Source organism: Paraburkholderia hospita (assembly GCF_002902965.1).
GTDB classification, from domain to species: domain Bacteria; phylum Pseudomonadota; class Gammaproteobacteria; order Burkholderiales; family Burkholderiaceae; genus Paraburkholderia; species Paraburkholderia hospita.
The window spans coordinates 2,656,216-2,668,874 of record NZ_CP026106.1; the positions used below are offsets into that span (position 1 = coordinate 2,656,216).

The following is a 12,659-nucleotide window of genomic DNA, read 5'->3' on the forward strand; positions in this document are numbered from 1 at the left end:
TCCGCGATCGAACCGGTTTCAGCGCTTCTTGCGAACCAGATCGAACTTGAAGATGCTCGTGTTGTAGTAGTCGTTGCTGTAACAGATCGGCTCGCCGCTTTGATCGAAATCGACTTCATCTAGCAACAGAAACAGACCGAATCCGTCGCCGAGTTCTGGCAGATCGCGCGGCGTGAGAATGGTCGGCTGGATCGACGTGTGTGTGTGTGACAGCCGGCGACCCGTGCGCTCGAACATCGCGAACAGCGACTCGCCGAGTTCGCCATTCGCCGCATCGAATACATGCTTCGGCACGGTGTCGATGCAGTACGCGGCGATCGCATCGTCAGCGCATCGCACCCGTTCGATGCGTACACAATCGGCGCCGACGCCTAGCCGTAGTTTTGCGGCCAGGTTCTCCGACGCCTTGATCTGATCCATCCGCAACCGGCACGTGGTTGGAATCGCACCGACACTCCGGATCATGTCCGTCACAGACATCAGATCATCTAGCCCGCCTTCGAGCTTCAACGAAATTTGTCTGATGAAGGTACCGCGTCCCTGCACGCGAGACAGCAAGCCATGCGAAATCATCTGCGCGACCGCCTCGCGCAGACTGGAGCGTCCCACGCCCAGCAGCTCGCATAGCTCTATTTCTGTGGGGATTTGATCGCCTGGCTTGAGCGCGCGCTCCCGGATCATCGACGTCAACGACTCCTGGATCTTGTCGCTCATCGAACGTTCGACACTCAGGCGCATGCCAGTACCCAGTATTGAAAGTAGATGAAATATAGATCAGACGTCTGATGTTTTTATCGGTGTTTACCCGCGCGGAGATGGCGGCCCTTGATTGTGGCCACTCGAAGCTGAGCACTGCGCAACGTCGATCGTTGCCGACTACATGGCCGACAAAATCCACTCGAGCCGATTACCTGTGCAGCTTCGCTTTTGTAGCAGCGTTGAGTCCGCCGGCAATGAATCCGCGTGCGTGTGCCGCAAGGTCCATGCTGTCGTCCCACAAATTACGCCAGATGGCCAGCGCATTGGACAACTGCTCGTTGACGACGGCGGATGAAAAACTCTCGAATGTGACCACCCCTTTGTAGTCGATCATCGCCAGTGCATGGAAGAACTGTGCAAAATCGATCGTGCCGGAGCCAAGGTATCCACGGTTGCTCTCGCCAATATGGACGTAACCGAGACGCTCTCCGCACTGGAGCACCGGCTGCATGAAGTCGCACTCTTCGATGTTCATGTGGTAGGTGTCCAGATGCACCACCACGTTCGGCGCCCCGATCTCGTCCAGCATGCCGAGCGCTTGCGACGCCGTGTTGAGCAGGTTGCTCTCGTAGCGATTGACCACTTCCAGACCGAGCGTGACATTCTTCTTCTGCGCAAGCTCTGCGATCCGCTTTAGCGATTCCACTGCATTCTGGCGCCCCTTTGCGGTAATAGGCGCCGCGTATTTGCCCATTGCGCTGTACAAAATACCGCCAAAGTAAGCACCACCGAGTTCCGCGGTAATCCTGACACCCTCTTCCAGTAGAGCCATGCCTCGCGACACCACTGCGGGGTCTTCGCTGGATATGTCAGCGTCGAAAGTCAGACCACGGGAGCAGCCAATCTCGAGGTTGTGCTCCTGTAGCAGGTCACGGGTCAGCGAGAGGTCCATTACCTTTGGACCGTGCAAGGAGAGTTCGATCAGATCGAAGCCTGCCGCTTTCGTCTGGGTGATGACCTTGCGCGTCGACTCCGGCGACAGATCCCCTGCCCATACCAACGCGTGGACGCCTAGTTTGTTCATTGCGCTGCGCCTCCCGTCGCGACGACTATGCCCGTCAACGACCCAAGTCTGCTTTCAGTTCACACGCATCGCATCGGCAACGGGCTGCTTGCGTTCGAGCGCCATGCCGTCCTGACGGAAGAGGTGCACGTGACGCTTCGAAAAGCCCGGCTTGATTGACTGCCCTTCCATCGCAGCGGATTCCCCCGAGCCCTTCACCTGGATCACCCGTTCGTCGGCAAGACGCACGTGCAGGAGCGTCTCGCTGCCCAGATGTTCGATGACCATCACCTCGCCGGCTAACGCGCTATCGGTTTCGCTATTCGCCGACTCAGTCAAATGCTCGGGTCGTACACCGAGCACGAGCTTCTGCTCCGGATCGATGGCGTCGCCATGGCACGGCACGTCGAGCGACGCGCCACCGGGCAGTTCGATCGTGACGCCCGCCTCGTGCTTCTTCAGCACGCGGACATCGAGAAAATTCATCTTCGGAGAACCGATGAAACCCGCCACGAAACGGTTGCGCGGCGTACGGTACAACTCGAGCGGCGAGCCGATCTGCTCGACTTCGCCGTGATTGAGCACGACGATCCGGTCGGCCATCGTCATCGCTTCCGTCTGGTCGTGCGTGACGTAGATCATCGTGGCGTTGAGCTGCTTGTGCAGCTTGATCAGTTCGAGGCGCATCTGCACGCGCAATGCGGCGTCGAGGTTCGACAGCGGTTCGTCGAAGAGAAACACCTTGGGCTCACGCACGATCGACCTTCCGATCGCCACCCGTTGGCGCTGGCCGCCCGACAGCGCGCGTGGCCGTCGCTCCAGCAGTTGTCCGATCTGCAGGATATCCGCCGCCCGATGCACGCGCTCCTTGATCTGCGCTTCGGGCAGCTTGATCATGCGCAGCCCGAACGCGATGTTCTCGTACACGGACATATGCGGATACAGCGCGTAGGACTGAAACACCATCGCCACGCCGCGCTCCGACGGTTCGAGTTCCGTCACGTCTTCGCCTTCGATCACGACGCGGCCCGAATCGATCCGCTCGAGCCCCGCGATGCTGCGCAGCAAGGTCGACTTGCCACATCCGGACGGACCGACGAACACCAGAAATTCGTGTTCCTTCACATCGATGTCGACGCCCTTCAGCACGTCGGTGCCTGCAAACGCCTTGCGGATCTGCTGCAAATGTACGGCGCTCATGCGTGTCTCCTGTCCCATGCAAGGTCGTACAGCGCCATGCGCTGGTCTCATGCAAAGCAGTGGCTGCGTCACGAAGGATGCACAACCTCGCGCGGCGAATCTGCGGCGAACTCGAATCGCACATGCCGCGACGCACCATCCAGCATTTGACGATTTTCTTCTTGACAACAGGTGCGCGTCAAAATATACATTTGTAAAACGCAAATTACAAGTGAAACGACGAGGGCGTGCCGTACGTTTTGCACGCGTCGATACACGTCGCCGCAATGACGATCAACGCCGCGGCATTTGCCGATGGTTCAAGAACAATCAAGGAGACGAACGATGAAAAAGCGCTTTCTGCAGCCTGCTGCCATAGCGTTGTCGCTTGCCACGGCGTCGCTGCTCTGCGCTGCCAACGCGGAGGCCTGGACATTGAAGGAGGCCGCGCAGCCGTACTCGGGCACCACCATCAAGGCGATCTTTCTCGATCGCCCCGGCTACAAGGCCGCGCAGAAACTCATTCCGCAGTTCGAAAAGGAAACGGGCATCAACGTGAAGTGGGAAGTGATCCCGTACGAGAACACGCGTGAAAAGGAAGTGCTCAACTTCGTCGGCGGCGGCGATCAGGACGTGGTGCTCGTCGACGTCGTGTGGATTGGTGAATTCGCAAGCAACAAGTGGCTCGTCCCCATCAAGACCTTCACCGACAACCCGAAGCTCGCCGACCCGAAGCTGAACCTGCCCGGCTTCTTCCCGATTCTGCTCGACTCGTTCGGCTCATGGGACAAGGTCACGTACGGCTTGCCGTTCGATAACTACTCGGGCCTGATGTTCTACAACAAGTGCATGCTGAAGGACGCCGGCTTCAATGAGCCGCCGAAGACGTGGGACGAACTGCTCAACACCTATGCGCCAAAGCTGACGCAGGCCAGCAAGAACCAGTTCGCGTTCGCGCTGCAGTCGCGGCGCGGCGAAACGCAGTCCGCGGACAGTTTCATGCGCGTGCTGTGGCCGAACGGCGGCTCGCTGCTCGACGCCAAGTTCAAATCGAACCTGATGTCGCCGCAATCGCAGGCAGGCCTCGAATACCGGCAGAAACTGATGAAGTACATGCCGCCCGGCATCGTCGATTTCGATCACGCCGAAGCCGTCAACGCGCTCGCGCAAGGCCAGGTCGCGATGATCACCGAGTGGTCCGCGTTCTATCCGACGCTCACCGATCCGAGCAAATCGAAGATCGGCAACTGCCTTGCGATCACCACGGAACCGAAGGGTCCCGCAGGCCTGAAGCCCGCGCTCGGCGGCTTCTCGCTGGCCGTCAACGCGAAGTCGAATGCGAAGAAACAGGCGGCGGCGTGGCTGTTCATCCAGTGGATCACCTCCGAAGAAATGGCCAAGCCGTATCTGGAAGCGGGTGGCGTGCCCGCGCGCACGGCCGTGTACCAGGACAAGGCCGTGCAGGACAAGTATCCGTTCGTGAAGCCGATGGTCGAGTCGTGGCAAGGCGGCGTACCCGACTATCGTCCGCGCTTCCCGGAATGGCCGGCCGTGTCGGAAGTGATCGGCGAATGGGGCACGAAGATCATGCTGGGCCAGGTGTCGGTGAAGGAAGGCGCGCAGACCATCGGCTCGAAGACGGAAGAGATACTGAACAAGGCGGGCTATTACAGCGGCAAGAAGCCTTTGCTGAAGTAACGGCGACGCACCACGGGAGCATCGATGTTGAACAGCACTGCTCGACCCGGTAACGGCATGACACCGGCAAGGCCCCGCTCGCGGGTGCGCTTGCCGGGTTCGGCCGCGTTCTGGTTTCTGATTCCGGCGATCTTCACGCTGGCGGTAATCGGCATCTATCCGCTGCTGCTGGCGTTGTACAACTCGTTTCATCAGTACAAGCTCGCGGATCTGGCGTCGGGCACGCCGTTCATCTGGTTCGACAACTACATCGCGACGCTGAGCGAGCCGTCGTTCTGGGGCGCGCTGGGACGCACGGCGCTGTTCCTGTGCGTGACCTTGCCGATCGAAGTCGCGCTCGGGCTGTTCGCCGCGCTGATGCTCCATCGCACGACACTGCCGTGGATGCGCACCATTGCGCGTGTCAGCCTGGTGATTCCGATGGCGACGACGTATGCCGTCGTCGGCCTGATCGGGCGGCTCATCTTCAACCGGCAGTTCGGTGTAGCGAACTACATCGGCGGTCTGGTCGGCGTGCCGCCGCAGGACTGGCTCGCCGATCCGACGCTCGCGTTCGTCTCGGTGATGATCATGGACATCTGGCAATGGACGCCGTTCTGCGCGCTGATTCTGCTGGCAGGCCTGACGATGGTGCCGAAAGAAGCCGAAGAAGCCGCGCGCCTCGAAACGCCCAGGTGGAGCAAGATTCTGTGGCATCTGCAGCGGCCCTATCTGCTGCCCGGCCTCACGGCAATCCTGATCCTGCGTTCCGCCGACATGCTGAAGATGTTCGACGCCGTCTTCACCATGACGCGCGGCGGGCCGGGCACCGCGACGGAGTTCATCAGCGTGTATATCCAGCGCGTCGGTTTCCGCCTGTTCGATCAGGGCATGGCGTCCGCGCAGGCGATCCTGCTGCTGATCCTGACCATCGTGCTGTCGCGGCTCTATATCCGCTTCGTCTATCGGGAGGCCGCGTGAACGCACCTTCGACGCAACGCGCGAGCGGCGACGCCGCGCTGCCCGGCAACCCCCGCCTGACGGCACGCGCACGCCGTGCGCGCAGCGCGCGGCGCAACGCGACCGCGTGGCACTTTCTGGGGCTGCTGGTCGTATTCCTCTCGTCCGTGTTTCCGTTCTACTGGATGGTGACGACGAGCCTGAAGAGCCAGGCGGAAGCGCTCGCCTATCCGCCCGTGTGGCTCTTCAAGCCGACCTTCGTGCATTATGTAGAAGCGCTGTTCACGCATGAAGTGGGCGGCAGCCTGATCAACTCGCTGATCATCGCCAGCAGCACGACGGTGCTGTCGATCCTGCTCGGCACCCCCGCCGCGTATGCGCTCGCGCGCTATGAATTCCGCGGCAAGGAAGACCTGTGGTTCTGGTTCATCTCGAACCGCATGGTGAGTCCCGTCGTGCTCGCCGTACCCTTCTTCCTGATCGCGACGAAGCTCGATATCGTCGATACGCACCTCGTGCTGATCCTGCTGTACATCACCTTCTCGCTGCCGATCGTGATCTGGATCTGCACCGACCAGTTTCGCAACATCCCCGTCGAGCTCGACGAAGCCGCGCGGCTGGACGGCGCTTCGCCGTGGCGCATCTTCTGGCGCATCAATCTGCCGCTGGCGATGCCGGGCATCGTCGTGTCGGCGATCTTCGCTTTCATCTTCTCCTGGAACGACCTGCTCTACGCACTGGTGCTGACGCGCACCGACGCGATCACGTCGCCCGTTGCCGCCACCAGCTACATGAGCGGCTACGAGCTGCCGTGGGGCGAAATCATGGCGACGGGCACGCTGATCGTCCTGCCGATGGTCGTGTTCGCGCTGCTCGTTTCGGGCCGGCTCGTGCAAGGGCTGACGATGGGCGCAGTGAAGTGACGCTCTGGTATAACCGCGTGTTGCTTTTCAATCGAACACAAAACGATACATGACCAAGACCGCCCCACTCGTCACGATGCCGGAAGCCGATGTTGCCATCGACGCCGAAGAGGAATTGCAGGCGCGCGTCGCGTGGCACTACTACATCGGCAATATGACGCAGCAGGAAATCGCGCATCTCATCGGCAGCAACCGCGTGCGCGTGAACCGGCTGCTCGCGGCGGGCCGCGAATCGGGCCTCGTGCAGATCACGATCAACAGCCGGATCGCGCCGTGCATCGCGCTGGAGCAACAGCTCGTCGAGCGCTTCGAACTCGACGACGCGGTGGTCGTGCCGACGGGTATCAGCCCCGAGGCGAACATGGCCGCGCTCGGCATCGGCGCGGCGGGTTGCCTCGTCAAGCGCATCACGGAAGGCGCGACGGTCGGCATCGGCTGGGGCCGCACGATACGCGCGGTGCTGCGCGCCATGCCGCAGCGCGCGTATGGCGCCGTCAACGCCGTGTCGCTGCAAGGCGGCCTGTCGCATTGCCCGAGCATCAACACGTTCGACATCGTCTCGGACTTCGCGAATCTCTGCCATGCCGACGCTTATCTGTTCGCGGCGCCTATTTATGTCGGCAGTCAGAAAACGCGTGATCTGATCCTTCAGGAAGAAACCGTGCGTAGCACATACGAACTCGCGCGCAATGCCGATCTCGCGCTGCTGACCTGTGGCGACCTGACGGAATCGCTCGTCGTCACGTACGGAATCTCGAAGCCCGACGATCTGCGGACATTGCGCAAGGCGGGCGCGATCGGCGACATGCTCGGTCATTTCATGGATGCGAACGGCGACCCCATCGATCATCCGCTCAACCGCCGCACGGTCGCGATCTCGCTCGAAGATTTGCGCAAGATCGAGGACGTGGTGCTGGTATCGGGTGGCACGAAGAAGTTCCATGTGACGCGCGCCGCGTTGCGAGGCCGCTATGCGTCGGTGCTCGTGACGGACGAAGACACGGCGCGCCGTCTGTGCGACGAACCTTAAAACTTAGGGACCGCAATGTCCACGCATGACGACCCTCGGCAGTTCGAAGGCAAGACGGTGCTCATCACGGGCGCGGGCAAAGGCATCGGCCGCGCGACGGCGCAATTGCTGGCGCAACGGGGCGCACGCGTGATTGCGCTGAGCCGCTCGGCCGCCGATCTGCGAACGCTCGAAGACGAGATCGGCTGCACGACGCTATGCGCCGATCTCGGCGATGCAAGCGCGGCACGCAGTGTGGCAGATGCGGCGCAGCCCGTCGATCTGCTCGTCAACTGCGCGGGCATCGTCGAACTGCAACCGTTTCTCGACACGAGCGTCGACGCCTTCGACACCATCATGGCCGTCAACGTCCGCGCCGCGATGATCGTCGCGCAGCAATGCGCGCGCAGCATGATCGGGCGCGGCGTGGCCGGTTCGATCGTCAATGTGTCGAGCCTGTCGGCGACCGTCGGCTTGCCGCTGCATGCGGCCTATTGCGCATCGAAAGCCGCGCTCGACGGTCTCACGCGCGTGATGGCCGTCGAACTGGGTCCGCACGGCATCCGCGTGAACACAGTGAACCCGGTCGTCACGATGACGCCGATGGCCGAGAAGGCATGGAGCGATCCAGAGAAGTCCGCGCCGATGCTCGCGCGCATTCCGCTGAAGCGCTTCGTGCAGCCGCTCGAAGTGGCGCGCACGATCGCTTATCTGCTCAGTGACGAGTCGGCGATGGTGAGCGGCGTGAGCCTCGCTGTGGACGGCGGCTTCCAGGCTGGCTGAACCCGCGTGGCACGTGCCGAACGACGTGCTCCGTAAATCACACTCTCTCTTGCGAAAGGAACGACGATGGACGCATTGGTACTCGAAGGCGCACAACGCATCAGCCTGCGGCCGTTCAGTCTGCCGCAGACAGTTGGGCCGCGCGACGTGCGCATCCGCATCCATACGGTGGGCATCTGCGGCAGCGACATCCACTACTACCAGCACGGACGCATCGGCCCCTTCGTCGTCAACGAGCCGATGGTGCTCGGGCATGAGGCGGCAGGCACCGTCGTGCAGGTCGGCGACGAAGTGCAGCATCTGAAACCCGGCGACCGCGTCTGCATGGAACCCGGCGTGCCCGACATGGATTCACGCGCATCGCGCGAAGGGCTCTACAACCTCGACCCGAAAGTGCGCTTCTGGGCGACGCCGCCCGTGCACGGCTGCCTCGCACCGTTCGTCGTCCATCCCGCCGCGTTCACCTACAAGCTACCCGACAACGTGAGCTTCGCCGAAGGAGCCATTGTCGAGCCGCTGTCGATCGGACTTCAGGCCGCGAAGAAAGCGGCCATCAAGCCAGGCGACGTCGCCGTCGTGCTGGGCGCCGGCACGATCGGCATGATGTGCGTGCTCGCGGCGCTGGCGGGCGGATGCAGCCGCGTGATCGTCTGTGACATGGTGCCGGAGAAGCTCGCGCTGATCGGCGGCACGCCGGGTGTGACAGCCGTCAATATCCGCGAAGCATCCGTCAGGGAAGTCGTGCGGCGCGCGACGGACGACTGGGGCGCGAATATCGTGTTCGAAGCGAGCGGCAGCGAGAAAGCGTTCGATGGCATCGTCGATCTGCTGTGCCCCGGCGGCTGCCTCGTGCTGGTCGGCATGCCGCAGCATCCCGTCCCGCTCGATATCGTCGCGTTGCAGATCAAGGAAGCGCGCGTCGAGTCCGTGTTCCGATACGCGAATATCTTTCCGCGCGCGATTCAACTGATCGCGTCGGGACGCATCGACGTCAAGCCGTTCATTTCGCGCTCGTTTGCTTTCGCGGACGGCATCAAGGCATTCGAAGAAGCGGCGAGCGGCAATCCGACTGACGTGAAGGTGCAGATCGTGATGGAGTGACGGCGCAAACGATGCGGGTTGCCCGTTTGCCAACGAAACCAGCGTGAGGTGCAGCATGAACGCGACGGAAGATGCAGCGTCAGCCATGACGGCGATCGTTTGCCGTGCGCCGAAGGACTATCGCGTCGAGCAGGTGGCGCGCCCGCGCGCCGGGCGCAATGAACTGGTGATACGCATTGCCGCTTGTGGCATCTGCGCGAGCGACTGCAAATGCTGGTCGGGCGCAAAGATGTTCTGGGGCGGCCCGAATCCGTGGGTCAAGGCGCCTGTCATTCCGGGCCACGAGTTCTTCGGCTATGTCGAGGAACTCGGCGAAGGCGCGGCGGAGCATTTCAACGTGCAGTTGGGCGAGCGCGTGATCGCCGAACAGATCGTGCCGTGCGAGAAGTGCCGCTATTGCCGATCGGGCCAGTACTGGATGTGCGAGGTGCACAACATCTTCGGCTTCCAGCGGGAAGTCGCCGACGGCGGCATGGCCCAGTACATGCGCTTTCCGCCGACGGCCATCGTCCACAAGATTCCCGTTGGCGTATCGCTGGAAGATGCGGCGATCATCGAACCGCTCGCCTGTGCGATTCACACCGTCAATCGCGGTGACATCCAGCTCGACGATGTCGTCGTGATCGCGGGTGCAGGACCGCTGGGCCTGATGATGGTGCAGGTCGCGCATCTGAAAACGCCGAAAAAACTGGTGGTGATCGATCTGGTCGACGAGCGTCTCGCGCTCGCGCGCGAGTACGGCGCAGACGTGACGATCAATCCGAAATCCGACGATGCACTCGGTGTCGTTCGGTCATTGACCGATCAGTATGGTTGCGATGTGTATATCGAAACGACGGGCTCACCGTCGGGCGTCACGCAGGGACTGGATCTGATCCGCAAACTCGGGCGCTTCGTCGAGTTCTCCGTGTTCGGCAGCGATACGACGACAGACTGGTCGATCATCGGCGACCGTAAGGAACTCGACGTGCGCGGCGCGCATCTCGGCCCGTATTGCTACCCGATCGCCATCGATCTGCTCGCGCGAGGGCTCGTCACGTCGAAGGGGATCGTCACGCACGGCTTTACGCTGGAGCAATGGGACGAGGCGATCAAAGTCGCGAATTCGCTCGATTCGATCAAGGTCCTGCTCAAGCCGAAAAACTGAAGCGCAATGTGCGAAGGCCTTCCCTGAACTCCCGGCCGCCATAAAATCATGTGTGTGATGGCGTTGACCCGAAAAGGATCAGGTCATCACTTGCACGGGTAAAGCCGGCTACGTCGATTCACCTAAGGGAAGACCACATGAGGAACTCAAAGATCCGCGCGTCACTGCCAGCGTTGGCGCTCCTGCTCGCGGGCTGTGCCGCGGGCGGCATGCCGGGAGGCGCAACGCATCTGAGCGCCGCACAGTGCCGCGACCTGACCGAGCTTCGAAACAATGCGCCCCTCACCCGCGAGCGCAATCTCAGCGAACTGGCAGCGCTCAGGCAAGCGGGTTACGACCCATCACGGTGGTTCGATCCGTACTATCCGGACGATCTGCAGGCTGCGCAGGGTCAGGTCGATCGCTGGTACCACGCTGAATGCCAACAGGCCCAGGTAAAATGAGCCTGCGGTTTCCATTCATGGCGACTACCGGGTGCCCGACACCGCATGACCGGGCTTTCTTTTGCCTGCTTTTCTTTGCCGCGGTGTACCCGCGATGACTGCCGCCAGGCGTTGAGCAGCGGCTTTCATCTGCTCGCTGCTAAACCCTCCAAAGCCAAGAACAAGACCGGGGCGTCCCGTCTGCGGCGCGAACATGGGCGACACAGCACGTACCGCGACGCCCTCCCTGGCGGCGCGCTCGACAACCTCCCGGTCGTCCAGCCCGTCTGCGAGCCAGAGTACGAGGTGCATCCCCTGATCGCCGGGCTCGATCCACGCAAGATCAGCGGGGAGCAAAGCTTCGATCGTATCGATCAGTTGACGCCGATGTTCGGAGTAGACATTTCGAACCTTGCGTATGTGCCGCTCCAGGTGTCCTTCCGCCATGAAGGCGGCGAGCACGTGCTGATCGGCAGTTGGCGGGTGGCGATCCATGAGCACGCGTGCACCGCAGAACGCATCGACGAGATTGCGCGGGACGATCAGATAACCCAGTCTGAGGGACGGAAACAGAATCTTGCTGAACGTACCAAGATAGATCACGCGGTCCGGAGCCAATCCTTGAAGGGCCGGAAACGGATAGCCCTCGTAACGTAGCTCGCTGTCATAGTCGTCCTCGACCACCCAGGCATCACTGCCGCGTGCCCACGCGAGCAAGGCCGTGCGCCGCGCCATGCTCAAGGGCATCCCCAAAGGATACTGATGGGACGGCGTAACGAATGCCGCGCGTGCATGCGGGGCCATGTTTATGCCAGCCTCGACATCAAGACCCTCGGCGTCAACAGGCACACGGATCACGCCCTCGCGATAGCCGATGTTTTCCAATATGGCGGTGACGCCACGGTAAGCAGGGTTCTCGACCCACACCTGATCGTCCGGACCAAGCAGGACCTGACTCGCGAGAAAAAGTCCCTGTTGGGTACCGCTGGTCACAATGACCTGGTCTGCCTCACACCGCACGGAGCGGGACCTTCGCACATAGGCCGCGATCGCTTCGCGCAGGGGTAACGCGCCCAACGGATCGGCATATCCCGTGGGCGCACCCGGCCCCCTGGCGCGTAACCGATTACCCAGGCGACGCCAGATATCGCCGGGCGCGGTCAACCCGACCGGGACAGAGATCGCGAAGGGCATAGGCTCGAGCGGACGGAACTCGCGTGCAATCTGGGCGAACGCCAGGGCGCGCCCGGGTAGCCCGGACTTCGGTGCCGGCTCCAGTATCGCCTCGGGTGCGCTGACTGACCGCGACTCGGTCAGGGCTTGCGCGACATGAGTTCCCGCCCCAGCTTTCGATTCCAGAAAGCCCTCGGTAAGCAATTGCTCGTAGGCCTCGATCACCGTCCCTCTTGCAACGTGAAGTGAGGCAGCGAGCGAACGCGATGACGGTAATACGTCTCCGGCTCTTATGTCTCCCTTGCGCACCGCCTCCCGCAGCGCCTCGGCAATTTGACGGCTCAGATTGCCCGCCGTGCGATCGAGCGCCCCAAGGGACGGCATGTCCGCGGCCCGCGCAGTTCTCGCCATAATTCTGGTTCACTAGAAATTGAATAAACTGGTCCTTCAGGATAAACCACTTTTACAGCAAACTGGAAGGGTCGCAGTGATACCAGCCAATCGCCCTTAGCAGCCAGAGATA

The 12,659-nt window shown here is 61.8% G+C and carries 12 protein-coding genes; 8 read left to right on the forward strand and 4 right to left on the reverse strand.

What is annotated here, in order from left to right; genetic code table 11:
- Window positions 1-18: 18 nt before the first annotated feature.
- The 3 genes from C2L64_RS30415 to C2L64_RS30425 form a co-directional block, all read right to left on the reverse strand.
- Window positions 19-714: a GntR family transcriptional regulator gene (locus C2L64_RS30415; RefSeq protein WP_236674226.1), complete on the reverse strand. Its 696-nt coding sequence runs from the start codon at window positions 712-714 to the stop codon at window positions 19-21.
- A 193-nt stretch (window positions 715-907) separates the two neighbouring features.
- Window positions 908-1,783: a sugar phosphate isomerase/epimerase family protein gene (locus C2L64_RS30420; protein WP_007581194.1), complete on the reverse strand. Its 876-nt coding sequence runs from the start codon at window positions 1,781-1,783 to the stop codon at window positions 908-910.
- Window positions 1,784-1,837: 54 nt separating this feature from the next.
- Window positions 1,838-2,962 carry an ABC transporter ATP-binding protein gene (locus C2L64_RS30425; protein WP_007581196.1) on the reverse strand — a complete coding sequence of 375 codons (1,125 nt, stop codon included), beginning with the start codon at window positions 2,960-2,962 and terminating at the stop codon, window positions 1,838-1,840.
- A gap of 324 nt (window positions 2,963-3,286) precedes the next feature.
- Here C2L64_RS30425 and C2L64_RS30430 point away from each other — a divergent pair, with 324 nt between their 5' ends.
- From C2L64_RS30430 to C2L64_RS30465, 8 genes are all read left to right on the forward strand, one after another.
- Entirely contained in the window at window positions 3,287-4,639 is a 1,353-nt protein-coding gene (locus C2L64_RS30430; protein WP_007581198.1) for an ABC transporter substrate-binding protein, read from the forward strand.
- Window positions 4,640-4,663: 24 nt separating this feature from the next.
- Complete coding sequence (locus C2L64_RS30435) at window positions 4,664-5,599, forward strand: carbohydrate ABC transporter permease (RefSeq protein ID WP_024163269.1); 936 nt, start codon at window positions 4,664-4,666, stop codon at window positions 5,597-5,599.
- Window positions 5,596-6,501, forward strand: coding sequence for a carbohydrate ABC transporter permease (locus C2L64_RS30440; RefSeq protein ID WP_007581202.1), 906 nt, complete (start codon window positions 5,596-5,598; stop codon window positions 6,499-6,501). Before C2L64_RS30435 ends, C2L64_RS30440 begins: the two co-directional genes overlap by 4 nt.
- Before the next feature lie 49 nt (window positions 6,502-6,550).
- Complete coding sequence (locus C2L64_RS30445; protein ID WP_007581205.1) at window positions 6,551-7,531, forward strand: sugar-binding transcriptional regulator; 981 nt, start codon at window positions 6,551-6,553, stop codon at window positions 7,529-7,531.
- Window positions 7,532-7,546: 15 nt separating this feature from the next.
- Entirely contained in the window at window positions 7,547-8,293 is a 747-nt protein-coding gene (locus C2L64_RS30450) for an SDR family oxidoreductase (protein ID WP_007581207.1), read from the forward strand.
- A 66-nt stretch (window positions 8,294-8,359) separates the two neighbouring features.
- Window positions 8,360-9,394, forward strand: coding sequence for an NAD(P)-dependent alcohol dehydrogenase (locus C2L64_RS30455; protein WP_007581208.1), 1,035 nt, complete (start codon window positions 8,360-8,362; stop codon window positions 9,392-9,394).
- A gap of 55 nt (window positions 9,395-9,449) precedes the next feature.
- Window positions 9,450-10,541, forward strand: coding sequence for an erythritol/L-threitol dehydrogenase (locus tag C2L64_RS30460; RefSeq protein WP_007581210.1), 1,092 nt, complete (start codon window positions 9,450-9,452; stop codon window positions 10,539-10,541).
- Window positions 10,542-10,678: 137 nt separating this feature from the next.
- Window positions 10,679-10,984 (forward strand): DUF4148 domain-containing protein, encoded by a 306-nt coding sequence (locus tag C2L64_RS30465; RefSeq protein ID WP_007581212.1) that lies wholly within the window; start codon window positions 10,679-10,681, stop codon window positions 10,982-10,984.
- A 24-nt stretch (window positions 10,985-11,008) separates the two neighbouring features.
- Here the strand turns inward: C2L64_RS30465 and pdxR are convergent, their stop codons facing one another.
- The gene (pdxR, locus tag C2L64_RS30470; protein WP_007581214.1) at window positions 11,009-12,547 is read right to left on the reverse strand and encodes a MocR-like pyridoxine biosynthesis transcription factor PdxR; all 1,539 of its coding nucleotides are present in this window, start codon (window positions 12,545-12,547) and stop codon (window positions 11,009-11,011) included.
- Window positions 12,548-12,659: the final 112 nt, after the last annotated feature.

Coding starts and splice junctions, on each gene's coding strand:
- C2L64_RS30415 (WP_236674226.1), bottom strand. CDS start 714: ATGAGCGACAAGATCCAGGAGTCGTTGACGTCGATGATCCGGGAGCGC.
- C2L64_RS30420 (WP_007581194.1), bottom strand. CDS start 1,783: ATGAACAAACTAGGCGTCCACGCGTTGGTATGGGCAGGGGATCTGTCG.
- C2L64_RS30425 (WP_007581196.1), bottom strand. CDS start 2,962: ATGAGCGCCGTACATTTGCAGCAGATCCGCAAGGCGTTTGCAGGCACC.
- C2L64_RS30430 (WP_007581198.1), top strand. CDS start 3,287: ATGAAAAAGCGCTTTCTGCAGCCTGCTGCCATAGCGTTGTCGCTTGCC.
- C2L64_RS30435 (WP_024163269.1), top strand. CDS start 4,664: ATGTTGAACAGCACTGCTCGACCCGGTAACGGCATGACACCGGCAAGG.
- C2L64_RS30445 (WP_007581205.1), top strand. CDS start 6,551: ATGACCAAGACCGCCCCACTCGTCACGATGCCGGAAGCCGATGTTGCC.
- C2L64_RS30450 (WP_007581207.1), top strand. CDS start 7,547: ATGTCCACGCATGACGACCCTCGGCAGTTCGAAGGCAAGACGGTGCTC.
- C2L64_RS30455 (WP_007581208.1), top strand. CDS start 8,360: ATGGACGCATTGGTACTCGAAGGCGCACAACGCATCAGCCTGCGGCCG.
- C2L64_RS30460 (WP_007581210.1), top strand. CDS start 9,450: ATGAACGCGACGGAAGATGCAGCGTCAGCCATGACGGCGATCGTTTGC.
- C2L64_RS30465 (WP_007581212.1), top strand. CDS start 10,679: ATGAGGAACTCAAAGATCCGCGCGTCACTGCCAGCGTTGGCGCTCCTG.
- pdxR (WP_007581214.1), bottom strand. CDS start 12,547: ATGGCGAGAACTGCGCGGGCCGCGGACATGCCGTCCCTTGGGGCGCTC.